At 55.5% G+C, this 21329-nt stretch carries 21 protein-coding genes; 8 read left to right on the top strand and 13 right to left on the bottom strand.

Going from position 1 to position 21329, the window contains the following annotated elements:
* Positions 1 to 286: 286 nt before the first annotated feature.
* The gene (locus BIND_RS21040) at positions 287 to 1252 is read left to right on the top strand and encodes a hypothetical protein (protein ID WP_012383017.1); all 966 of its coding nucleotides are present in this window, start codon (positions 287 to 289) and stop codon (positions 1250 to 1252) included.
* Here the strand turns inward: BIND_RS21040 and BIND_RS21035 are convergent.
* Positions 1213 to 1617, bottom strand: a complete 405-nt coding sequence (locus BIND_RS21035; RefSeq protein ID WP_012383016.1) for a hypothetical protein — start codon at positions 1615 to 1617, stop codon at positions 1213 to 1215. The genes BIND_RS21040 and BIND_RS21035 overlap by 40 nt on opposite strands.
* A gap of 183 nt (positions 1618 to 1800) precedes the next feature.
* On the opposite strand from BIND_RS21035, the gene BIND_RS19640 reads away from it, so the two are divergent.
* Positions 1801 to 2145, top strand: a complete 345-nt coding sequence (locus BIND_RS19640) for an HU family DNA-binding protein (protein ID WP_012383015.1) — start codon at positions 1801 to 1803, stop codon at positions 2143 to 2145.
* Between the two features lie 18 nt (positions 2146 to 2163).
* Here the strand turns inward: BIND_RS19640 and BIND_RS19635 are convergent, their stop codons facing one another.
* From BIND_RS19635 to BIND_RS20365, 12 genes are all read right to left on the bottom strand, one after another.
* On the bottom strand, positions 2164 to 2712 hold the full coding sequence (locus tag BIND_RS19635) for a hypothetical protein (protein WP_012383014.1): 549 nt from the start codon (positions 2710 to 2712) through the stop codon (positions 2164 to 2166).
* A 31-nt stretch (positions 2713 to 2743) separates the two neighbouring features.
* Complete coding sequence (locus tag BIND_RS19630) at positions 2744 to 3226, bottom strand: DUF2726 domain-containing protein (protein WP_012383013.1); 483 nt, start codon at positions 3224 to 3226, stop codon at positions 2744 to 2746.
* Positions 3227 to 3489: 263 nt separating this feature from the next.
* On the bottom strand, positions 3490 to 6546 hold the full coding sequence (locus BIND_RS19625; RefSeq protein WP_012383012.1) for a secretion protein: 3057 nt from the start codon (positions 6544 to 6546) through the stop codon (positions 3490 to 3492).
* A gap of 11 nt (positions 6547 to 6557) precedes the next feature.
* The gene (locus BIND_RS19620) at positions 6558 to 7205 is read right to left on the bottom strand and encodes a hypothetical protein (RefSeq protein WP_012383011.1); all 648 of its coding nucleotides are present in this window, start codon (positions 7203 to 7205) and stop codon (positions 6558 to 6560) included.
* Between the two features lie 17 nt (positions 7206 to 7222).
* Positions 7223 to 7681 carry a hypothetical protein gene (locus tag BIND_RS19615; RefSeq protein WP_012383010.1) on the bottom strand — a complete coding sequence of 153 codons (459 nt, stop codon included), beginning with the start codon at positions 7679 to 7681 and terminating at the stop codon, positions 7223 to 7225.
* Positions 7682 to 8080: 399 nt separating this feature from the next.
* Positions 8081 to 8617 (bottom strand): hypothetical protein, encoded by a 537-nt coding sequence (locus tag BIND_RS19610; protein WP_012383008.1) that lies wholly within the window; start codon positions 8615 to 8617, stop codon positions 8081 to 8083.
* Positions 8618 to 8626: 9 nt separating this feature from the next.
* The gene (locus BIND_RS19605) at positions 8627 to 10057 is read right to left on the bottom strand and encodes a hypothetical protein (protein WP_012383007.1); all 1431 of its coding nucleotides are present in this window, start codon (positions 10055 to 10057) and stop codon (positions 8627 to 8629) included.
* 55 nt (positions 10058 to 10112) lie between these two features.
* Positions 10113 to 11414, bottom strand: coding sequence for a DotG/IcmE/VirB10 family type IV secretion system protein (locus tag BIND_RS19600; protein ID WP_012383006.1), 1302 nt, complete (start codon positions 11412 to 11414; stop codon positions 10113 to 10115).
* Between the two features lies 1 nt (position 11415).
* Positions 11416 to 12378, bottom strand: a complete 963-nt coding sequence (locus BIND_RS19595) for a DotH/IcmK family type IV secretion protein (protein WP_012383005.1) — start codon at positions 12376 to 12378, stop codon at positions 11416 to 11418.
* 8 nt (positions 12379 to 12386) lie between these two features.
* Entirely contained in the window at positions 12387 to 13016 is a 630-nt protein-coding gene (locus BIND_RS19590) for a DotI/IcmL family type IV secretion protein (protein WP_012383004.1), read from the bottom strand.
* A 49-nt stretch (positions 13017 to 13065) separates the two neighbouring features.
* Positions 13066 to 14040, bottom strand: a complete 975-nt coding sequence (locus BIND_RS19585; RefSeq protein WP_012383003.1) for a hypothetical protein — start codon at positions 14038 to 14040, stop codon at positions 13066 to 13068.
* Positions 14041 to 14148: 108 nt separating this feature from the next.
* Positions 14149 to 14604 (bottom strand): helix-turn-helix domain-containing protein, encoded by a 456-nt coding sequence (locus BIND_RS20365; RefSeq protein ID WP_012383002.1) that lies wholly within the window; start codon positions 14602 to 14604, stop codon positions 14149 to 14151.
* 162 nt (positions 14605 to 14766) lie between these two features.
* Here BIND_RS20365 and BIND_RS19575 point away from each other — a divergent pair, with 162 nt between their 5' ends.
* The 6 genes from BIND_RS19575 (at position 14767) to BIND_RS19550 (ending at position 21327) form a co-directional block, all read left to right on the top strand.
* A complete protein-coding gene (locus tag BIND_RS19575) occupies positions 14767 to 15210 on the top strand; it encodes a hypothetical protein (RefSeq protein WP_012383001.1) in 444 nt (147 codons plus the stop codon).
* Positions 15211 to 15276: 66 nt separating this feature from the next.
* A complete protein-coding gene (locus BIND_RS19570) occupies positions 15277 to 15735 on the top strand; it encodes a hypothetical protein (protein WP_012383000.1) in 459 nt (152 codons plus the stop codon).
* Complete coding sequence (locus BIND_RS19565; protein ID WP_012382999.1) at positions 15735 to 16280, top strand: hypothetical protein; 546 nt, start codon at positions 15735 to 15737, stop codon at positions 16278 to 16280. The genes BIND_RS19570 and BIND_RS19565 overlap by 1 nt, the downstream gene beginning before the upstream one ends.
* Before the next feature lie 8 nt (positions 16281 to 16288).
* Positions 16289 to 17458, top strand: a complete 1170-nt coding sequence (locus BIND_RS19560) for a hypothetical protein (protein ID WP_012382998.1) — start codon at positions 16289 to 16291, stop codon at positions 17456 to 17458.
* A gap of 17 nt (positions 17459 to 17475) precedes the next feature.
* The gene (locus BIND_RS19555) at positions 17476 to 18933 is read left to right on the top strand and encodes a hypothetical protein (RefSeq protein WP_012382997.1); all 1458 of its coding nucleotides are present in this window, start codon (positions 17476 to 17478) and stop codon (positions 18931 to 18933) included.
* Positions 18934 to 18996: 63 nt separating this feature from the next.
* Positions 18997 to 21327: a DotA/TraY family protein gene (locus BIND_RS19550; RefSeq protein WP_012382996.1), complete on the top strand. Its 2331-nt coding sequence runs from the start codon at positions 18997 to 18999 to the stop codon at positions 21325 to 21327.
* Positions 21328 to 21329: the final 2 nt, after the last annotated feature.

Raw genomic sequence — 21329 nt, 5'->3', positions numbered from 1 at the left:
CACGAGAAAACCTCCTGGATATGCATGAGACGAAATTATTTTTTGAAGTTCTCTATCCGCCAACATGGATTCGTCCACATCCTTGGCTCAAAATGAGTCAGGATAGGAGCTTGTCCGACTCTACGTCTTCCTCTGCGATTTATTGCGGAGATCTACACGCGTGTGATCGAGCCAACGCTGTTCCTCTTAATTCTCTAAGTACCTAAAAAGGAACGGTCTGCTCAATAAAGGCAGGTAGTGATGTAGACGAAGGAATGACGAGCATCGCCAGTTGGTAGGTATCAATATGAGTATACCCAAGGCATTTTGCACAGATGTTAATCGTATTATCGATATAGTTGAGGCGCGTGAAATATTCTTCTCCCAAACAAAGCACCCTCGCAAAAGGCTTGACTTTCGTTGCCCGGATAACGAATGCCGTCAGGCACACAATCCAGAAGTTCTCGGCATTAATTATGACAAAAATCCACAAGAAGATGATTTTGTTCAGCGCTCACATTTCCGCTTAAAAAAAGGGACGACTCACTTACCTACATGTCCATGGGCGGAAATTTCTCAAGCGCTTGATGAATTGGAAAGGGAAATAGGAAACAAGCCATATCTATCGCACCTTAAGAAGAGCGAGATCATTAATGTCTTTAATCCGCTCTCTAACGATGAGTGCGATACAAAGTTCACCATGGACATCGACGCCGGCTTCCTTGAACGGATTAAACTCATTTCGGATCGCCGAGAACGCATCAACGAACTTAAGGGTTATCTTAAAAACGCGCTTAATTCCACAAGTCGACTCCATGAGGTTGTTCACTGTTTTAAATTTATGACACCCGAGGAACAAAAAGCCGTATCTCTCTCGATTCCGCCGTATGGAGAAAAATCATATAGATCGTGGTTTCGTTCTTCCATGTATTGCCGCGAAAACGAACAGCCTCTAATTTACTATGGCGCTGCGAATATTATGGAATACCGTACTGGTTACAGTTTCAAATTCTGGAACAAATCTGTACAAAGTGACCAATCAAATTGTGAGGTGTTTACTTTCGTCAAACGCGAAAGAATATCAAAATTACGTGGAGCAAAAGCAATTCTCGATGTACTTGAGCGGGGCATTGGAATGCAAATGCGGCATCGTTACCCTGTTGATATATTTGTATTTGGAAAAGCGGTACTTACAATAGAAAAGCACCGGCTCGATATACACATCCATAGCCTTCATTCGCTTGTTGTAATGCTCACGGAGAGAGGCGCATAACTGTAAAGTAAAATAGCGACAAGACACTTTATGTCATTCAACGTCAGAGAGATCTCAATTTCGGACTTTGTAGTAGGATATTCCCCATCCCAATCGCTTTCGGTTTGACACTTTATAGGAAGTGTACATTCAGACTGCACAATATCTACGAATATACAGGCAATTCCACAGCCTGTTTCTATAGTAAAGTGGGCTTTACCCCATTCTTTGTCAGGAAATAAATCGGCCCGCGTCCAATGAAGAGCACCAAATGGTATGTTCGCAGTTAGACGCTTATGATCTGCGCGCACAGGGTGACCCAGTGCATTATTTACTTCATCAAGTAGTGATTGTACCTGTTTAGAAGCAAAAAACGGTTTATTCATCCCAAAACTTCCTGATTATCGATCCCCATCAGGCTAGGGGCGGCTCACGCGAAAACCTTGGGCTGATTTACAAGGGCCAAGACCAATTTTTGGTGGATGACGTCCTTCTGTGGATTCCGCGATGCGGCAGAAAGACGTTACGGAATGGAGCTGAAATTTACTCAAACCCAACGAGGTACGATCATGGCCATATCGAAATCCAAGCCAGCCACCGAAAAGAAAGCAGCGAGCTCATCCAAGACCACGGAAATCCCGACGATTACCTTGAAGCAAATCGGCGCTGATCTCGCCATCCTTCATGATTTGCCGAAAAAAACCGTCGAATCCCTCTTCGACGATATGGTCGAACTGGTCGGCAAACACCTGAAGAAAGGCTCCAAAATCAGGATCAGCGGCCTCGGCATCTTTCAAGTGAAGAAACGCGCCTCGCGTCAGGGACGCAATCCGGCGACCGGGGAAGCCATGAAAATCAAGGCCAGCAAAACAGTCGGCTTTAAGATCGCGCGTGACCTGAAAGAGTCTCTGTAAAATGTTGGAAGGAGACGTCTAAATCAACGGCTCCACAAAGATCCAACCGGATTTGGTCAAAACCATCGGGGCTGTCAGCAGGCTTTCACGGCTCAAACCCAATTCGCTTCTATAGGCCTTTTGAACGGATGGTGTTTTGGCCCAATCCTCGTAGCGTGTGTGGAACTTAAAGGTCACATGCCGCAGAAAATGATTGGATATGATTTCTGTGAGGGAGACGTCTTCTACAGTCGCATCCTCGAAATGATAAGCGCAGAGCCCAGCCTTGCCCATCGGCCATTTATCCCTCAATTGAAACGCCGCCTGCCCTTGCGCCGTCAGGCCATACACGGCCTCCGGGCTCCGTGTCATCATGCCGGCGTCAACCAGGGCATCGTATTGTTCAACTGATATCGTCTCATTTTCCTGCGGCGTAATCGGCGCAAGTAAACCGCAAGTATGATCATAAAAGGACCGGACCTGTTCCGTAATCTCTTGTTTCGTCCAAGCCTCATTCACTTTGAAGCCGATAAAACCTAGAGCGGCGACAGGCAGGGCGGCAATACAGAGCACTTTCGGCAAGGACATCGTTTCCTCCAGAACATCCGGGTTTCTGATCTCAAGGTAAAAGTGCGCCGTGCGAGAGCACACGCGAGGCAATCGATTCTCCCGGCTTCACCCGAAGCAGAGGAATGGCGCAGCGATTGAGGACATCATCGACAAAGCGATCGCGAACACGCCGATCGCGCCGCGCATGGGTCTTGTCATCGAGCTCGATGACCAACACAATCCGCCCCGTGTGGTGTTCCAGAATGACGAAATCCACGCTTTTAGCGGCGACCCGGTTGAGCGCGGTAAACCGATGCCGCCCTGAAAGCCCCTGTTTGATCATCACGAGATCCGCCAGTCTCACCTGGGGACAGGGGTGCAGGCTCGGCGGCAAAGTGCGAACAAGTTCCTTCAAGGCATTGATTTCCCAAGCTGTCAGCAAAGTCTTCGCCTGATAGGGAAAAGCCGGCTTTCCGAATTTCGAGAGCAGGAACAGGCAGGCAAGGCCGATCGCCAATCCTTCCAAGATGAAGATCAAAGTTTGTGGCGCCATCCTTTCCTCCGACTGCCCCTAAAAAACGGGTCTGAATGGCTTTTCACCACCCAGACCCTCTCAGCTTGCCCCGATTTCCAGCTATGACTTAACCTGACCACGAAAAGCATACTTTCCGTGTTTTGCGCATCTCGATCGGGGCCTTGTTTGCCCTCCCGGCTGATATCGGACGAGGAAGGAAGTGCGGCCAGGCATAGACGGAGCCTGCAAGGCTCGAGAGGCATTACAACCCATGATCGTGTGAAAAAGAAAGGGCCTCGGCGTCAGGCTACGGACGCCAGGCTTTTTTCTTCGTTCTGGGCTTCGACCTGGTCGCGCAGTTTGAGGCCGATGCCGAGACCATCCATCAATTCCTCCACGAGTTCGTCAACCACACCCGCCTGCACGCTCTCATCGCGCTCGCCATTGCGTAACCGTTCCTCCTTGCGGCGCTCGATCTCCTTCAGCGCGGAGCCATGCGGAAAGATTTGCGACAAGCGGCGCAAGGCCTCGCTGAAGCCGAGCCGCGAATAAAGTCTGTTGCGCAGGCTCGTATCGCCAGGCGTTGTCGAAAAGGCCCAAAGTTCGACCGGCCCCAGACGGTTCACGAGCAATTGCTCATAGCGGTAAGCCCCGGCCTCTAGGATCGTCAGAACAGGAGCGCCATTCGGGCCAGGACCATTGAGACTGGAGCGTAGGACTCGTGCCGAGGCTTCCGTCAAATGGAAACGCTCGATGATGATTTTGGCCTCTTCCTCGTCACCCGCCCGCAAAATCCAACGGCCTGTCGATTGGCTGATGATGTCATCGCCCATGTCCTTGATTTGCTGCGAGGTAAAGGCCAACTGGACATTGTGCTTGCCCCCTTCGCGAATATCGCGAGCCGCTTGAGCACGAATCTGTGGGCTGCCAGAAGTACGGTGCCATTCATCATAGTCCAGGCGTTTGATGCTTTCATAGGCCTCGCGGAAACGATCGTGATGGTAATCCCGATAGGCATTCGGCACTTGCACCAGATACTCTGGTTTGAGAAAGAAATTCCGTGCCAAGATATAACGCGCCAGAAGATACATGATTGACGTCTGCCGATCGGCCACTGCCGAACCTTGCGGAGCCACTTCCTCCAAATCGAGAACGATGATGCGGGCTGGCCCGAAATCCAGTTTCGTAGGCTTGTTCAGGATCGGATACATGCGGATCGCATCCTGCAGATAACGCGAGAACAGTTCCGTCACCTTCTCGGCCGTGGTGTGCAGTTGCAGGGCGTTGAACTGATCCTTTACAATCTCGGATTGCACCGCTCTGATCAGATCCTCAAGGACCGGCACGGCATGACGCTGTGCGACTTCCGCCAGCCGATATTCGCCACACTTGAACAATTCGTTCACGACATCACGCCAATGCGGCTCATGCTCATGCAGCACGATCCCATGCTTGGCGATTGCCTTGTCCACCTCCTTTTCCACCCCGGCCTGATAGATCTTCGGATAACCGCCTTGAATGTCCGTATGCAGGCGGTAAACCTCGTCGATCAGCACATTGATCAATTGCGGCACGCCCTCATGGGGCTCGTTACGATCAGGCGGTAACGTCAAGAGAACGAGGAAGTTCTGCAGAAAAGCCCGTTCCAAGGTGAGCGGGTATTCACATCCGAGCTGTAAGTCAAAAACATTGAATTCATAGCCTGGGGTGAGCTGCATCAGGGTATAGATTGCCTCATGCCGGCGCGCGGGTCCCAGAGCTTCCTGAATGAGCCGCACGAAGCCTTGCGCCGAAGGCCCGATATCGACTTTGCCGATCATCGGCAGTTTGGCCCCGCGCGAGCCGAGCACCGCGGAACTGAGGCACAGGCCGAGATTGATCGTATTGGCCAGCACCGATTTGCCCGAACGGGGCGGGGCCACAAAGATATCGACGACAGATGGGCGTTTCGAGCCCCCAGCAGGATCATAGGGCCAGAGGCCCCCATGCGGCAGTTGGAACAGGACCGAGCCAGCCTCCCAGGGAGATGCCGTGCGGCTCCAGGGCTGCATCAGCAAAGCATCACCCAATAGGGCGAGAGACGGCGGCGCGGTCGAGGCGACCGCCATTCCGGGAACCGAGCTCATCGCCGCATCGAGCGGATCGCCCGCCATCGTACCTGTTTTGCAATTGCCCCAGCCCTCGAGACGTTGCGACAACGTGGAGGCACGGCGGCGCAGCTTGCGGATATCATCGCCTGGCGCCCAAGTGGCAAAGGAGGCCCGAAACTTGACGGCCCCATGATTGTCTTCCTCTCTGGCCTGCCGCAAGGCGGCAAAGGCACGGCGCAGGTCCCCGTTTTGGGGAAACATGCCAAGAAAGGTTGCACCGATCTCCTTGAAGGCCATGCCGTTTCGCCCCGCCGCTTCGAGTAGGAACGAAGCGCGCCAGGGAATACGATCCTGTCCCAGATAACTCGCCAGTTCGAGAAAGGGACGCGGGTCCTCAGGTCCCATCACCATGTCGATCGGGGCATAGGTATTCGTGCCAAGTGCCACTTGCTGACCGCCCTGCGTGATCGCATCGAACGTCAGCATTTGCGAGCGGATCGAGGGCCAGAGCAAGCCCTCCGCTGTGGGATGCTTTTCGTCATCCTCCGGCAGGCGCGGCATCACCTTCTGCCCCGGCAAGATCGCTTTCCAAGGCGAGCCAGAGGTCTCTCGATAAAGTGTCTCCCTCGCCACCTTCAGCGCATCATGCGCCGTCAGTTCTTCCGCGTGAATGTCGAGGCTCTTGAAGGAATTGACGACACGCGCGACAAAACCCGCGTGATGAGCCGCCGTCACTTCGCTGCGCAGGAAATATTTCTGCGACTCGCCGATTGCGGGACAGCCCTTGGCGAGCTCCGCCATTTCCTCTTTGAGGATTTTCTTCTCTTCCTTGGTAAGGATGCCGCGCCTCGTCCACAACACGTAATAGGCGGCTTCCCAGCGCATCACGCGGGGCCAGATCCGCATCCGCTCATCCAGAATGTCGTCCAGATCGAGACCGACTTCCTTCGCCACCGTCCGGCAGGCGGTCATGTTCACACGATTGATCTCGCGCTCCGAAAGATCAGGGTCCGAGATATAAAAGCCTTGGATGGCATGTCCGCGCTCTTCCAAGGTGCCCGAAAGATCGAGCCGCATGGCCTTGGCCATGTCGGCATATTCGGCCTTGGTACACATCCGCCGCAAGCCATCGATCCGCACGAAGGACAGATAATCGCCGTAACGCGTGACGAGCGCATCCCCATGCGCCGTCTCGACATCGCAATAGGCGCCAAGGGGTTGTTTAAGCATCAGGCTCAGCGAGGCGAGCCATTGAGCAATGAAATTCATGAGCGGACCTTTCAGGATGCTGACGGGACTGTCTCAACCGTACCCCTGATCCCCTGCCCGGCCTGTTTTTGCGTCTTGAGATAACTCGCCAAAAGACGCGGATAATGGTCCTGCCCGCCTTGATAAACATGACCGAGTGGCAAAAGGCGCAGACCCGACAGAAGCTTGCTCCGGCGATTGAAAATCAGTGGAGCCACCGAGGCCAGGACCTGGCCAATATCGCTGGGCCGATCCGAGCCGAAACGCTCCTTGGCGATAGCCTGCCGCTGAAGCAAACTCTGCCAGAAGAACCAAGCCGCCCGCATCCGCGCCGTCTCTCCATGGGGCCTCAAAGCTGGTGACGGCGCCTCGCCATGAGCGAAGAAGAGTCCGTGGAGGGAGCGGGCAACGGCATTCACGGCTGCCTGAGACATTTCCGGCAACCAGATCAAAGCCAGCTCTTCATCGATCCGGGGACGATCGAGCCGAAGGACCAAGGAACAAAGGACACAGGACGAACCGGCCTTGCCGGTTTCAGGGTCTTGAAATGGCACCTGCCAGCCTGCGGCGTCAAAACCACAAAACTGGCAGGAGAATAGTGTGGTCTGCCGCTCATGCGTGGGAGGGACCAGAAACGCCGATCCCTCCAGAATATTCGGCACAAGCGGCAGAAGAGGCATGATCGTTTTGGCCCGCCTTACTGGAATGAAACAGTTTGCGGGGTAGCGCTCACCGTAGCAGTCTTACCACCCGTACTCATCGCGGCCTTGTTGATCCAAGTACCGCCCGTCGCGAACAAACCGCAGAGGATGATACCGGCGATCCCCGCCGCCCGCATGCCCCCTTCACGGTTCTGTGGCTGCTGCGCCTGCCACAGAGCCCAAACACCCGCGACGAAACAGAGCAGAGCCGCGAGATACATCGCCATCTGGCCCGCCTGGCCACCGGAATTGATCGCTTCCGACGTCAACGAGTTCAACTGTGCGCCGATGCCACCAGCTGGACTCGCGCCCTGAGCAAAGGCCTGACCGGTCATCAAAGCGCCGAGGGAAACACCCACCGCGCCAACACCAAGGATGCGCTCGACCAGGGATTTCTTTTCCGTATCGGCCTCCGTCTTGTCGGCGGCCTTCTTCTTCACACCAAGCAATTGCATGATCACACTCCTGAACAAAATCGAAGGATTGTTTCCTTCGATAGCCAGTGTCAGAGGATGTCATGAGAAAACATATACGGCCTCAAAAGAATAATTTCAGATAAACAAAAAAATCCCGCCATGAGAGCGGGATCAAGGGACAGGCGGGAGGAAGGAGCTACGAAACTTCGGAAAACCTATCCTGATAGGCGTTTTGCCACAATGCCAGGCACGAGCATTACAAATGCAACAAATCAACCGCTACATAGAAGCTAGATACAAACAAAAAAATAGAACCCGCTAGTATGTAATAACGTTTTGGTCCGCGCACAAACCCTTTGAACAGTGAGTATGCAGTTAAACCAAGGAAGAACAAGGCGCCAATATATAAACCGTTCATCGGTAAAGCTCTTACTTTCATCAAGTCTGGAAAATAGTCACAAGCCACGTCGCAACGGTCATGACATTGATGAGCAGAACTCCAAAGACGAATTGAACTCCCGTACCGACCGTGCTCCGGTTCGTGCGACCCGTCACGATCGACCACCATGTCAACACCGCAAAGAAACAGGCCATGGCTCCGAACGCCTGAAAAAAGCTCTGGAACAAGGTGACGACATTCAACAACGTCGTCCCTGGAGTCGTCCCGAGTACATTCCCATCCACCGGGGGAGCATACGAGGTCAGATTATTGGATAGTGAGACCTGGAGGTTCGTGCCCATCGACACATTCGCCATCGTCAAAATGCGATCAAAGGAGGCAAAGACACCGCAGAGCACGAGAGAGAATATCGGGATCCACGGTTTGCCCCGATAGGGATTATCCGGTTGTGCCTGGCGCCAGAACCCCCATCCTGCAAAAAGAAACAGACCAATGGCCGTCAGATAACAAAAGGTTGGCAAAAAGACAGCCAGCCCTTGTCCGACGGCCGCCGCGAAATTGACGAGCCCCTGCATCCCCCGCTCCTATTCGATCGTGCCCTGATCCGTCTCGATCACCCAGCTCGTCCCCTTTTGCGCGATCTGCTTGACCCGGCCGTAATTGGGGATCACGTCGCCGATCGCCACCTGGATCTGCCCATCCGCCTCGCCGCTGCGGTCCAGAGCCGTCAACATGGCTAGATTGGGGGAGGCCGCCTGAACCCGATAGCGCGGCCGGCCCTCGATCGAGGGAGTGGGCTCGCGGGAGGAAGGGTCGAACGAGGCTTTGATCATGCCGGTATTCGCAGAGGGTTTGCCTCCGGCTTTTTGAGCTCCGGGCGGCACCGGCATGGCGACCAGGCGCGGTGCATCATGCGCCGCATCGAGCGCTCGCCGTGCTTCGGTAAAGGTCACGCGCCGTTCGAGATCGGAAATCCTCGCCTCGTTGCTTTGGCTGGCATGGGCGAGTTTCTGTTTCATCTCCGCGACCTCAGTCCGGAGCTCGCCGACGATCGTCGCATATTCGGTGACCATCGCCAGGGCACGATTTTCCGCGTCATGCGGATCGGTGGAGACGGCTGACGTCACAAGAGTTTGTGGCACGGTCCCTTGTGACGAGGGTTTGGCCTCCTTGACGTCTACACGCGGGATATCGCTGGACTTGGTCTCCTCGATCTTGGCCTGCGTAGCTGCCTGCATCATAGGCTCAGTGACCGTCTCAGCCGGTTTGCTGGACGTCTGATCCTGGCCATTCAGAGAGGCGAAAGCCTGCGTTCCGAAGTAATCCATCGGAAAAGCTGTGGTTTTGCTCTGTTGCGGCGCGACTTCCAGTTTGGCCAAGATCGGCTGAGCCGCTTTATGCTCTTCTCCTCCGCTTGCCTTTCCCGTGATGGGGTCCACCGGATGAAATGAGAGAAGCTCGTCCATCGGACTTTGGGCGGGAACGCTGACCGCCGTGGGATCTTCCGCAGGCTGATGCGGTTGGACAGTCGCAAGTTTCGCCAAAGGCGCCAAAGGCCCGGCCTGGCGCTCCGCCACCGGGCCGGCCACAGGGAGCGACGGAGACGACTGCGGGTAAGACATGATACCGATGTTCGCGGCTACCAGCAAAGCCGTGAGCGACACTCCTATCAGGAGCGGCTTGGAAGGCTTCCATTGGGACTTCCCTGGCGTTTGAGCGCCCTCGGCTCCCTGTGGGGGCTCAAGGATCGCCTGGCCTTCTCCTGGCAAGCCAATAGGGGCGTCGGCCTCCGTTTCAGGGGCTGTCTCTGGTGCTTGGAGCTCGGCCTGTGTGTCAGCCTGACCGGAACCCTCTCGTCGTGCCTTCTTGCCGCTGAGCCATTGAGGCAAGGGCTTGCGCCAGAAAGAGGCCGAACGGCCGGCCACAAGCGCGTGAGACCCTTCTGACTGGGCGACAGACGATCCATGATCGTCGTCATCATCATCCTCGATCAGAGCCATGGTTTGTGCTGTCATCACATCATACTCCCTCAATCAATGCTTCTGATTTCCCCTGTCCAATCGTCTTGTCCTACTGCGCGAAAGACGAGGCTTGGTCCGCGGCAGTTTTCATTTTTACGGGAGAGATAAACATGACGCCGACGGGAAGATTGGCGCCGAGCTGCACGGTTGGGCCGGTCGGCATTTGCTGGGTGAGAATGCTTCCCAGGCGACTGGCGACCGCGCCCGCGCCAACCCCAAGCTGCTGTTGAAAATTGAGCTTCGTGAAAGCCGTGACCCCGCCCAAGGGGCTGACCTGACTGGTCGTATTGCTCATGGCGATCGCCTGGCCGACCCCTTCGACAAAAGCGGCGGCGCCCGGAATGATCACGCGTTCCATGTAATGTTGATCGACATCGGAGGCGACCGTTGTCTCCATCGTGTCAGGCGCCACGACGAGGCCGTCAGCCGTGAGTTCCTGGCCATTGTGTTCAATCTTCTGGACCAGGACGATAAGCCGCGTGCTTTTGCTCTTGGAAAAAGAGCCAATCATCCGGTCTCCGGCCAGGGGACCGCTATCGGCCTGCAGGATGATGGGGCCGTTGCTGTCGCTATCAGCCGCCGTGACCGTATGGGCATAGATCATGCGGCCAGCCGGGATCAGCACCGTTTCCCTTGCCCGCTGATCAAGGATGGCCGGGGATCGGTTGGCTTTGGATCGCGCCGCCAGACCAGAGGCAGGCTCGGCCTGTGACGCACGCGGTTCATCTCCGCTTTTACTGATGATCTTGTCTTCGGGAGGTAGAATGATATCGGTACGGGGTGGGCGTCCTTCCCAGGAGCTCAGCATCTGCGCGATCGCCATCTGATAGGCTTTGTCTTCTTCCTGGCTCCGTTGCGCAACCTTGTGGATCATCGCTTGCGAGGGAGCATCGCTCTCCACAGCCGGATTGAGTGAGACAACGCGCTTCGGCGGCGTTACGGGAGCGATGACGGGAGTTCCGACAAGAGGTTTCGGGGGCTCCTGCACCTCCGGGAATTCAGGAGTGATCAAAGGTTTCGTGCGCTGACTGCCCGCCATGACAGGCGTAAACGAATAGCCAATTTCTTCGGCCTTTTTGGCTTGCTCCCTTTGCGTGACCGTCCGCAATTTTTCTTGGGCGGGATCGGACTGCAGGCCGCCAGGATTCGGATTGATCGCAGGCGGCTTGGTGACGCTCGAATCGAGAGAGTCCTTCTGGCTCTGCAACGAGAGCACGACCACGAGGGCCATCATGCTGACCCCTGTGCTCGCGATGACTAGAAGGCGCCGCGGTCCCCCCTTTCCACCTGCATTCAAAAAGGCCGGCTTACGCGGCAAGAATTTGCTGAGGCTTGCGCTCAAATCGACCATTTCATTGCTCCTGCAAGGCGGCGGAAACGGTACGGCCATGCCCGGAGAGAAGCACGACAGGCGTTGCCGGTACGGAATAGATCGTCAGGCCACCCTCGCCCGCCTCCGAGGCCGTCCATTCTGGCGAAATCAAAGTCATGCGCGTGCGCAAGAACACCTTATCGCCGAGCCTCCAGGCTCGAAGATCCTCGGGCGAGACGCCGCTCACGACGAGCGGCGTGGCTTCGGCCGGGGGGACGCCATCCAGCATCGCCGTCAGAAAGCCGGAGCCCGTATCCGGGGCGGGTGTTCTCCGCGTGATCTCGACCTTTGCATGCGGTCCGCGATCGGCGACATGAACAGAAACATCGGAATCGTAGCGTCCGCCGCCGCCGACCAGCATGAAGGAGAGTGGCTTCGGCGCGCCTTCGAGTGTCACCACCAGGCCTCCACGCGGCTCCAGTGACATTGGCGTGACCTCGAGGACGTTGCTACCTTTTGTTGGCGTACACACATGAAAACCGACCGCTGCAACGGCCGGCCCACCCGTATTGGTCGTGGCATTGCAATTGCTGCCGCCCGCGATCGATGAGGGATTGGAATTGGAGTTCCACTCGATCGGCCAGGGCTGCCCGGTGCTATCAAAGAAGGAAATCGCCGAAGGATAGCCCTTGACCGTTTGAATGATATTCGTCGCCTGGCCGGGAATGAAGGCGACATTGATCCTGCGGCTAACGGGGGTCGCGATTTGCGTCGTTGCCCGCTCTTCTTCCCGCTTGATCTCACGGTAGCGCCGACCGAGTTCACGGATCATTTCAGGGGTAAGAGGGAGAGCGTTGGCCGGTAGATCCGTCGCGGGGCCGACTTCCACATCATTGGGCGAGAGAGAATTATTCCCCGTATTGGCAACAACTTGCGCGAACGCTGATCCTGACAGGAGGATCAGCGCGCTGGCGCAACACCATAAATTGAATTGGTTGGGCATGGCACTCCTCACATAGGCCGGGCAACGAGTTGCTCGATCGCGAGCCCGTCAGGATAATCTTCGGAATTGGTGCGGACGACGAGCGCGGTCAGCAGCATATTTTGTGATGAGGTTTGCTGCGAGTTGCGGCAGGTCTGAACGATCGGAACTTCGATCCTGTAGGCAAGCGCGTCTTGCAGCATTGTGCTTTCGCGAATGATCGCCGCCCGCTGGGCCTGCGCGTCACAGAGCAGCATGGCCTGTTTCATGGTGTCGAAATTACCGCTCTTTTTGTAACTGTCAGCCCAGCTGATCCAGCCCTTCTGCGTGAAGCGACGGCCCGCCGTCGTCAATTGCACGGGATAATCGTGATAGTTCAGGTTATACACGCCGAGGATGGAATCCACGGTCCAGGCGAGCATTTCGCGATCGCCACGAACCGGGCTCGACAAGGGAGTCGCAAGATGCGGAGGCCCTTTTCCATCCACGATGAAAAACTTGTTTTGTGGCGGGTTCATCCACACATAGACATCATGGATGACGAAGATGGCCTGCATGACAAACATGCCCATGACGAGCATGATGCTCTTGTTGACAAGAGAGGCCTGAAAATCGGGATCGGATAAACGACGCATGACAGCCGCACGTTGGTTTTGCATGGCATGAGGCTCCCGCTTTGCCGCGCGAAAACAAAATCGTGAAAATGAATTAGAGAGACGAATTACGCTCGAGAAATTTGAGCACAGGCAAGCTGACCGATCCGCGACGATAATGATCCACGGTTTCGCGCGGCTTCCTGATCGTGATTTTCTCCACGCGTTTTTGTGCCTCGGGGCAATTGTAGGAATAGACGCCCCGCCTTTCGACAAACACGCGTTTCAATGTATGACATTGACGTTTGACGAAACCGGATGCCTTGAAATTGGCTTCGGCAGTGACCGGATCGAAAGACGCCGCCATTGCTTTGCGATTTCGGCCCTTACAGCCGAGGCGTGTCCAACGGGAGCTTACGGCCGCCGCGGAATAGTGAGTGCCCCATTTATCGTTCAGATATTGGGCCGCCATGGCATTGTTGATCTGACCAAAATAGAGCAGCAACGCATCATCATCGTGCTCTTTCTTCCAGATTTCGACGCCAAACCGTTTTGTCTGAGGCGTGAGTGTGAGGTTTGAATGCGTTTCTGGAAGAATGTCACTCTGAAGGCTTTCCGATGACGGCTCATCGAGAGGAAGCGGCTTTAGCGGTGGAAGATCTTGATATGACAAAAGCCGGCGATCACGCCGTGGAAGCCCGATCCGTCGCGCTTTGGCGCGTATCGCATTCTCAGAACGGGCAAGGCTGGGCGCGATGCTTTTGACATGGATGCCATCACTCCACCATCGGATGAGATGGCGTATATCCTCGACGCTCCAGGGATTTTTACCGGCAAACCGCCTGATGGGTTTATCCGCTGGCATCTCCAGATCGAGCGCGAGCAAGCGCTCACACAACTGAATTCGCGTGAGATCGAAATAGAGACAGAGAGCCTCGATCCCGAGCCCTGCGCCAACCATGCCCATCAGGATCAGGTCGAGCGACTGGAGAACCGATGCGCGTGGTGGGGCAGTGAAAGACAGGACAGACGCATGCGTCTCATCCTGCTCGAGATAGTCCAATCCTGGCAGGCTTGGCTGCAACAGCATAGGGATCCGCTCCGGTGACCTTAACCGGAACAGACTTTCGCTCTAATATAATAGATCAGTCAAGAACTAAAATATTAGATATCAGAAATTCATGTTAATAGGCTTTCCTCATTTTCCAGATTTCACACGTTCCAATATGTCCCCCAATGCTCGTTGCGCTTCTTCAATCATAGTTCGAGCTTCATCAAATTTCTTCCACATATTGTCAAGAATTGAAACGGTCATCGAATTATCAGCAAAGTCCTTTTTTAGATGGGATGACTGTTTCTCAAAAAGATTGAGTACATATTCATCAAGGCCGCCAGTCAGCCATTCATCTGGTAATATTGAATAAAATGGAACTTCTAGAGCGTCAGAGATACGTTTTAATATTCCTATTGTAGCGTTTTGTGTTCCTATCTCAATCAACAATATATATTGGTGTGATACGCCAGACTTGCCGCTTAAAGCCTTTTGAGAGAGTCCTTTCGCTACCCTCATATCTTTTATTTTTTTCCCAATAATTGCGAGGCTCTTAAGAGTTTCATCGTCTAGATTGTTTATGTTAACGGGCTTTCTCGGCATAAGCCTCCCCCGATAAATCTCTCATGTGCGCGCTCGCTAGTCCGTGAAGAACATGCTTTTTTAGCTATTCCTTTAAAATCGCGCGAGACCGATTCAGAAAATATCCCGTTTGAGTTTGCATGCGCTTCAACAACCTTTGAGAGCAATGGAAAGGGGATACCTATGCGTGCGTTGCTCTCTATTGTTCTTCTTGGGTCATTCGCCCTTTGTGCTCCCGCCAAAGCCGAATTTACAGTTCTGCCCTCAGCATCTCATGCGGCCGAAGGCATCAAGAAGACTCAACCGAAACCAGCCAAATCTCTCAACAAAAGAAAACCTCAACATTCCCAACAGACTGGAGGGAATAAGAATAAAACCGCAATACTGAAACCCAAATCCTCCCTTGAAGCGCAAGCAATAGGATTTGGATCGCAAATCCCCCTCAGTTTTGCTCTCAAACAGATCGTTCCTCCTCATATGACCATCCAGTTCGGTCCCGGCATTACACCAGACGTTCTGGTCGATTGGAGGGGCGGGCGGGAATGGAAGATCGTCCTGGAGGAAGCTGTGCAGCCACTGGGCATTCATGTATCTGTTAAGGGACAAGCGCTTGTTTTAAGCCTCTAGGCACGCGCTTTTGTTTTCGCGCGACATCTATCGACCCTGCTCCGGATCATCCACCGGAGCCGTTCCATGCCCGATCCTTCCCCGCCTGCCCCTCCATGCTGGCTCGAGCCAGCCGATGGTCCCATCCACCTCATCGATCCGCTCGAAGAAGCCGCGAATGATCCTGTTCTGTCCGAGGATTTCATTCGCTTTGCCTCCGCGATCGATAGAGCACGCCAGAGCAAGCCCGAAGCATTATCGGAGGCCCTGCAGAGCCAGGCCACGCGAGATCAAGTGCAGGATTTTCTGCAAGGTCTCCCCATCGATCGCAAAGTCCAGCTTCTGGCCCTCATGACCCATCCCGGCCTGCCCCATCGGCGAGCCGTCACCGCTGCCCTGCTGACCAGCAAGGATAAGGGATCCAGTCTTTCGCTCTCGCGCGCCTTACAAGCGGACAAGCGCGATAAGATGATGCGTCGGATCTATGCGCCAGAGCGGGTTGCCTTTCTCAAGGACGTCACCAAACACATGCGGGAGGATGCGTGATGAAGCGTTCTCTCCCCATGGTGCTTGTCTGCCTCGCCATTCCCCTGCCCGCCTTCGCGCAGACCGTGAATACGACCACCGGCACTGCCGGTTGCGCCAAGCTCGTACAAGTGTCCGCTGATACCATCTCACAACGGATCGCGGCTGATGATGCCAATATCAATGCCCCGAAGAGCGTAAAAACCCTCACCTGCCTCGACAATTTCTTCAAAGGCGCGGGCCTCGATGTCATCACCAATTTTCTCAACCCAACCAATCTTCTGCAATCGATCGAGGGCCAGATCTGCAACGCGATTTCCTCGGCCTGGCAGAATTCTTTGGGCCAGCCGCAATGCGGCATCACACTCACCGGCTTTAATCTCGGCTTCGGCGGCCTCGGCAATCTTGGAGGCGGTCTGAGCTGCCCGAAACTGACTTTTGGCGGCGGCGGCCCGCCCATGGGCTCGATCAGCGTCAGCGGGAATGGCAATGGGCAATTCCGCGTCAATGGCGCCGGCGTTGCCCCCGCGGGCTACACCGTCTCTCAACAAAACGGCCTTTGGTAGGAGTTTCCATGAAGCGCATTTCTCCTCTAGCCTCGACAGCCGTCGGCCTCGTGTTGGGCGCCATGGTCTTCGGCGCTGCGCCGACTTCGGCACAAATGCCTGTGGTCGATTGGACGACGCTGCCAGTCATCAGCACAATTTCGAGCGTCATCAAACAGGTCAATTCAGGAATATCCAGCCTGCAGGATGGGATCGGCAGCGCCGTCAATGGCAGCGTCACGGAATTGCTGCTCAAAGGCTTCACGCAAAACGCCAATTATTCCAAGGCCCAAATCTCCGCACAGCAGCAAATCGCCGATGCATCGAACACGGCCATGGCCCGGTTCCAGAGGGATGTCCGGAATTCGCAGATCCGCGATCAACATACAATTAACCCGCTGATTTGTGCGGGGCAGGATAACGGCCAGACCGTCATCGTCGGGGCTGGTCAAAGCTGGAAAGTCGCCAGAGCCATTCAAGACGTCAATGATAATCGTGGTGAGGCGAATGCGAACACCCCAGCCTTTTATGGAACCGCGCAAGCCATCGCATCGAACAACGATTACCACAGCAAATTCTACTGTTCGCAAACGGAAGCTGATGCAGGCCTTTGCCAGCTTTCCGCTACACCAAACGCCGATCAACGCGCCTCGAGCCTTTTTGGAACAGGCACCTACAATGGTCAGCAAGGCGTCAATGACGCCAATGCCTATGCCATGACGCTGATCCAGCCGATTGTTCCGGCGGCTCTGCGAGGTAGTCAATTGACATCGACCATGGGTGAAGAAGCAAGGGTTAGACGGCGGGAATATAATGCCCGTGTTTCGCTGGCGCGCAACACGCTCGATTACGTCATGGCGGCACAGACTCAATCCATCCCGCTCTCGGCTGAACAGCAGCGGGAAATGACCGACGAAGGCCTGCCGGCAACACAGAACGGATCCTGGCTGCAAGGTCTGACCCTCGACGTCAATCGCCGCTATGGTTCGCTGAACTATGCTGCGCAACTCATGGCCATGACCCCGGCCGCCCTGCAGCGCGAAGTCGCGCAAGAGCTCGCACTCACCAATTATCTGCTTCTCCATAATTATCGGCTGGGCATGATGAACGCCAGCACGAATGCGACGCAACTCGCCGCCGAAGCCGAGCGCTCACTTGAGCCCACACCCATGCCGACCCCATCCATCGTTGCCAACTGAAAGAACAGGAGAGTTCCATGCCAGATCTCAATGAACGGGACCGCTCAGAACCCCTTCGTTTTGCCAGTGATCGCCCGGACCCTGTGACCAAACCCGAAACCGTTAAACCCGAAGGGAAAGACGCTGGGGCCATTAAACCGGACGCTGAAACCCCCAAATCGGCTGACACTACAGCTAAATCGCCCGATGCTCATGAGCCAAAAAAAGAAGACCATGATGAACTTCGTCAATTGATCATGCAGCTCGAAATCATCCGGGCCAACCGCGCTTTGCCAGACAAACTCGGCGAAGCCATCAAGGAGTTGAGGCAAGACGCGGACACCCCCGCAAAACTTGATGATCCCACCGTCCGCACAAAGCTCGCCTATGCGGTGCAGGACGCGGAGAAGGTGGGAGCCGTCCTGTCCATGCCGCAAGCCTTACGCGATCAATTGCGGAAAAGTGGGACGACGTTACCCAATCTTCGTAATGAAGGCATGCAGGCCTTGTTGAAGGATACGCCAAATATCGATGATCATAATCTCGTAACCAAAATCCGGCTTGAAGCTGCTAATACAACAACTCTACCCGACCAACACACGCAAGAAACCAACAGCAAAGCAGCCACTTTGGAAAACGAGGCCCGGCTTGCCCAAAGAATTCCCGAGGCCCAACAAACTCAAGCTGCAGCGGCTACAATAAACTCTGCCGAGCGTCAGGCGGAGAAACCTGCCACTCAGGCGAATAATCAGGCCGCTCCCCCGTCTCGCCAGGATGCCAATCAGATTTTCACCGATCCAGAAATCACGGGCATCAAATTGCGCCTGCCTGGGGCCGCGGCCGAAATCCTTTCCAATCTTGGACCCGAACGATCGAAGGCTGAGAACGCGGATGCCCAACGGGTTTCGCTGTTCGACCGGCTCTCGAACTATCAAGCCAACGTCCTCGGACCGCGCAACGAGGAAAAGGCCATCCAGAGCACTTTCGAGGCAGGAGCCGACGCTAATGCAGCCCTGCAAGAGTTCTCGAATGGCCCTGGCCGGGCCATCATGGCCAAGATCGAGCAGGCCGCAAAATCCAAACCCGAAGGCATGGCCGGCGTCCTCTCCGAAATGCGCTCAGGCGGGCGCTATGCGGACCTGCGCGGCCAATTCGATCAAGCCTTGCTGACCGAGAAAAACCTCGCTGCCTCTTATGACAAGGCGACATCGGCGCTCGCCAACTATGCCGACAAGCGGGCAGCGATCGAGCCGGTCATTGCGAAACAGCCGGATGCCGGTGCTCTCGCGGCCAAATTGCAACAGGTCGATGCATCCGTTGGAGAAAAAGCCGAAGTCCTCCCTGGACGGAAAGAGGGCGAGAATGCCCTCGAGGAACTGGCCAAGAAGGCCGGCGAGGCCATCAGCAAGGCTGTCGAAAAGATACAAGGCGCGATCCAGCGGTTCACCGGGAATGCCGAGCACAGCGCCTCAGCGAGCCCCAGGCCCAGCCCGTGAGAACAGCACGCTGAGTTCGCACGAGCGCATGACATCCTCGGGCACCATGCTGATGAGGTTGCCATGCGCCTTTTGTTCACTCTCGCCACCCTGTTCTTTGCTTGCCTCGCCCTTGAGCCCGCTTTCGCTCAAATCGCCAATAACGGCACTGCTCTCACCTGGGCCGTTCTCGACCCTGGGAATGATTGGGCGGCCCAGGCCATCAACAATATCTTTCCGATCAACCAAAATGGAGCGACCACGGTCATTGGCCAGATCATGGGCCAATTGACTCGGTTCGTCATGGCTATCGCCATGGCCTTTCTCTGCTACCATTTCATCATGAACATCCATCGTGTCGCCGAAACCTCCCGGCTCATGACCGATGCCATGACATGGATGGGCGTCGTGCGGATCGGGTTCGCCGCCATCATGATGTTCCCGCTCGCCTCCGGCTTTTCCAACGGGCAAGCCATGGTCGTCAAAACTGCCATGTGGGGCATCGGCATGGCCAAAGCGGTCTATGCCAATGCCATTCAGGCGATAGGCCCCGACGCCCTGGTCATCGCCCAGCCGATGATCCCGGGAACCTCGACCACCGTGATCAATCTGATCCAGAACGAATTCTGCCGTGCCCTCATCAATCAGGCCTCCGGCAATCCGAATCTCGTCCCGATCCCGAACCCTGTCGTAGGCGAACCCGTCGCGACCCTGACCTATATTACCTGGGCCTATGGCCTGGCTTCCGGCAATGAGACCGGCACACCTGTTTGCGGCACCGTCACTTTGCAGCAATCGAGCGGCGCCACGAACCTCGCGGGTGTCAGCGTCGACATGCCCGCGATCCAACAGCAGATCCTCCAATCGGTCCTGAATGCGGATATCCGGTCGACCGTGCCAATGGTTGTCCAGAACTTCTGGCAGACCAAGCAGGCTTCCGCCCTCGCTCCTCTGTTGCAGATCTTCCAGACCGCGACGGCCGATTATACCCAGCAATTGACCAATACCGCGACGCAGGTCACGAGCCAGCTGCGCAATGCCTTGAGTGATCCGACCCAAGCGAGGGCAGGCTCCATCGGTCTCATCACCAATGAAACGCAGCTCAATTCCTTGGGCTGGACCTCGGCCGGCGCCTATTACCTGGAAATAGCTCGGCTCAATGGCCAAACGATGTCCCTCTTGAACGCGACGCCGATGGTCAGCCCGCCTTCTTTTGAAGGCTTGAGTAAGTCATTGAAAAACGATTTAGCTCCACTCGTGACCGCCGAGACGCAGTTTTTAAGCAATCTCAGGAGCTACGTGACCACCACCGATGGGCTCGATGCACCAACCGGCAATGCTCAGCTTTTTTCGGGCGCAACACCGGGAGGCGACGGGGCCAGCGCCATTGAGCAGGTCATGCGCTCCATTCACCTGTCCGATCGGGTTCTCAGCTACTTTACCGAAGCTATGTCACCGACCGGCAACAATTGGACGGATCCTTTCGGCTCGCTCATGCAACTCGGCCACAAGCTCATCGTCATCGCTCTCACCGCTCTCGGTGCCGCAGGGCTTTTGTCCTCAACGACTGGCACAGTCGCATCAACGGCCTGGAACATCCTGACGTTAAACTTCGCTGGAGCCGCCGCGTCCGTCGCCGGCAGTGCTCTGGTTCAGTTCTTTGGGACACCTATTTTCCTCGCCTGCCTGGCATTGCTGATCCCTGGGCTCACGATCGCCTTTGTGCTGCCGATGATCCCCTGGGTCATGTGGATGGCGGGCGTGGCCGGTTATCTGATCCTCGTCTGCGAGGCTGTCGTCGCGGTCCCTCTCTGGATGCTCGCCCATATGACGCTTGAAGGAGCGGGACTTCATGGCCGGGCGATCGAAGGCTATGGCCTGCTCTTCAATCTCCTGTTCCGTCCCGTCTTGATGCTGTTTGGCCTCTTCTTAGGTTATACAATCTTCGCCGCCATGAGTTGGCTTGTCCGCATGTCTTTCGGGATCGCGGCCGGATTTGTTCTCGCCAATGGCTGGGTTGTCACCAACATTCTCGGCGTCTGCGTCCTTCTCTCGATCTATGTGACGATCCACATCGTTCTTGCCTTGACATCCTTTCGGCTGATCACTTTGATCCCGCACCATCTGCCGCGTCTCGTTGGCTTCACGGCCACCAACAGAGTCGATATGAACCAATTCTCGAAGGAAGCGGCCTTGGTTGGTGTCGGCGGAGCTCTGACGACCATGCGGGAAGGTCTTCGTGAAGGTGCTTTTGGTGCCGGCGAGGCTGTCCAGAAACAGCTCGGTTACACAAGGAAATTGACGGGGCCTACAACTTCTTCACCTGAGCAATCGTCATCGGCGTCAAAACATGGTATGGATTCCACATTGCGAGCCGCGACGGATACACAGAATTCCCCCAATGAGGAGGTCTGACC

This window comes from Beijerinckia indica subsp. indica ATCC 9039 (assembly GCF_000019845.1).
GTDB classification, from domain to species: Bacteria; Pseudomonadota; Alphaproteobacteria; order Rhizobiales; family Beijerinckiaceae; genus Beijerinckia; species Beijerinckia indica.
This window is presented reverse-complemented; position numbering and strand designations above follow the sequence as displayed.

Excerpts from the sequence above, each read along its gene's own strand:
- BIND_RS21040 (WP_012383017.1), top strand. The coding sequence starts at position 287 with ATGAGTATACCCAAGGCATTTTGCACAGATGTTAATCGTATTATCGAT.
- BIND_RS21035 (WP_012383016.1), bottom strand. The coding sequence starts at position 1,617 with ATGAATAAACCGTTTTTTGCTTCTAAACAGGTACAATCACTACTTGAT.
- BIND_RS19640 (WP_012383015.1), top strand. The coding sequence starts at position 1,801 with ATGGCCATATCGAAATCCAAGCCAGCCACCGAAAAGAAAGCAGCGAGC.
- BIND_RS19635 (WP_012383014.1), bottom strand. The coding sequence starts at position 2,712 with ATGTCCTTGCCGAAAGTGCTCTGTATTGCCGCCCTGCCTGTCGCCGCT.
- BIND_RS19630 (WP_012383013.1), bottom strand. The coding sequence starts at position 3,226 with ATGGCGCCACAAACTTTGATCTTCATCTTGGAAGGATTGGCGATCGGC.
- BIND_RS19625 (WP_012383012.1), bottom strand. The coding sequence starts at position 6,546 with ATGAATTTCATTGCTCAATGGCTCGCCTCGCTGAGCCTGATGCTTAAA.
- BIND_RS19620 (WP_012383011.1), bottom strand. The coding sequence starts at position 7,205 with ATGCCTCTTCTGCCGCTTGTGCCGAATATTCTGGAGGGATCGGCGTTT.
- BIND_RS19615 (WP_012383010.1), bottom strand. The coding sequence starts at position 7,681 with ATGCAATTGCTTGGTGTGAAGAAGAAGGCCGCCGACAAGACGGAGGCC.
- BIND_RS19610 (WP_012383008.1), bottom strand. The coding sequence starts at position 8,617 with ATGCAGGGGCTCGTCAATTTCGCGGCGGCCGTCGGACAAGGGCTGGCT.
- BIND_RS19605 (WP_012383007.1), bottom strand. The coding sequence starts at position 10,057 with ATGACAGCACAAACCATGGCTCTGATCGAGGATGATGATGACGACGAT.
- BIND_RS19600 (WP_012383006.1), bottom strand. The coding sequence starts at position 11,414 with ATGGTCGATTTGAGCGCAAGCCTCAGCAAATTCTTGCCGCGTAAGCCG.
- BIND_RS19595 (WP_012383005.1), bottom strand. The coding sequence starts at position 12,378 with ATGCCCAACCAATTCAATTTATGGTGTTGCGCCAGCGCGCTGATCCTC.
- BIND_RS19590 (WP_012383004.1), bottom strand. The coding sequence starts at position 13,016 with ATGCAAAACCAACGTGCGGCTGTCATGCGTCGTTTATCCGATCCCGAT.
- BIND_RS19585 (WP_012383003.1), bottom strand. The coding sequence starts at position 14,040 with ATGCTGTTGCAGCCAAGCCTGCCAGGATTGGACTATCTCGAGCAGGAT.
- BIND_RS20365 (WP_012383002.1), bottom strand. The coding sequence starts at position 14,604 with ATGCCGAGAAAGCCCGTTAACATAAACAATCTAGACGATGAAACTCTT.
- BIND_RS19575 (WP_012383001.1), top strand. The coding sequence starts at position 14,767 with ATGCGTGCGTTGCTCTCTATTGTTCTTCTTGGGTCATTCGCCCTTTGT.
- BIND_RS19570 (WP_012383000.1), top strand. The coding sequence starts at position 15,277 with ATGCCCGATCCTTCCCCGCCTGCCCCTCCATGCTGGCTCGAGCCAGCC.
- BIND_RS19565 (WP_012382999.1), top strand. The coding sequence starts at position 15,735 with ATGAAGCGTTCTCTCCCCATGGTGCTTGTCTGCCTCGCCATTCCCCTG.
- BIND_RS19560 (WP_012382998.1), top strand. The coding sequence starts at position 16,289 with ATGAAGCGCATTTCTCCTCTAGCCTCGACAGCCGTCGGCCTCGTGTTG.
- BIND_RS19555 (WP_012382997.1), top strand. The coding sequence starts at position 17,476 with ATGCCAGATCTCAATGAACGGGACCGCTCAGAACCCCTTCGTTTTGCC.
- BIND_RS19550 (WP_012382996.1), top strand. The coding sequence starts at position 18,997 with ATGCGCCTTTTGTTCACTCTCGCCACCCTGTTCTTTGCTTGCCTCGCC.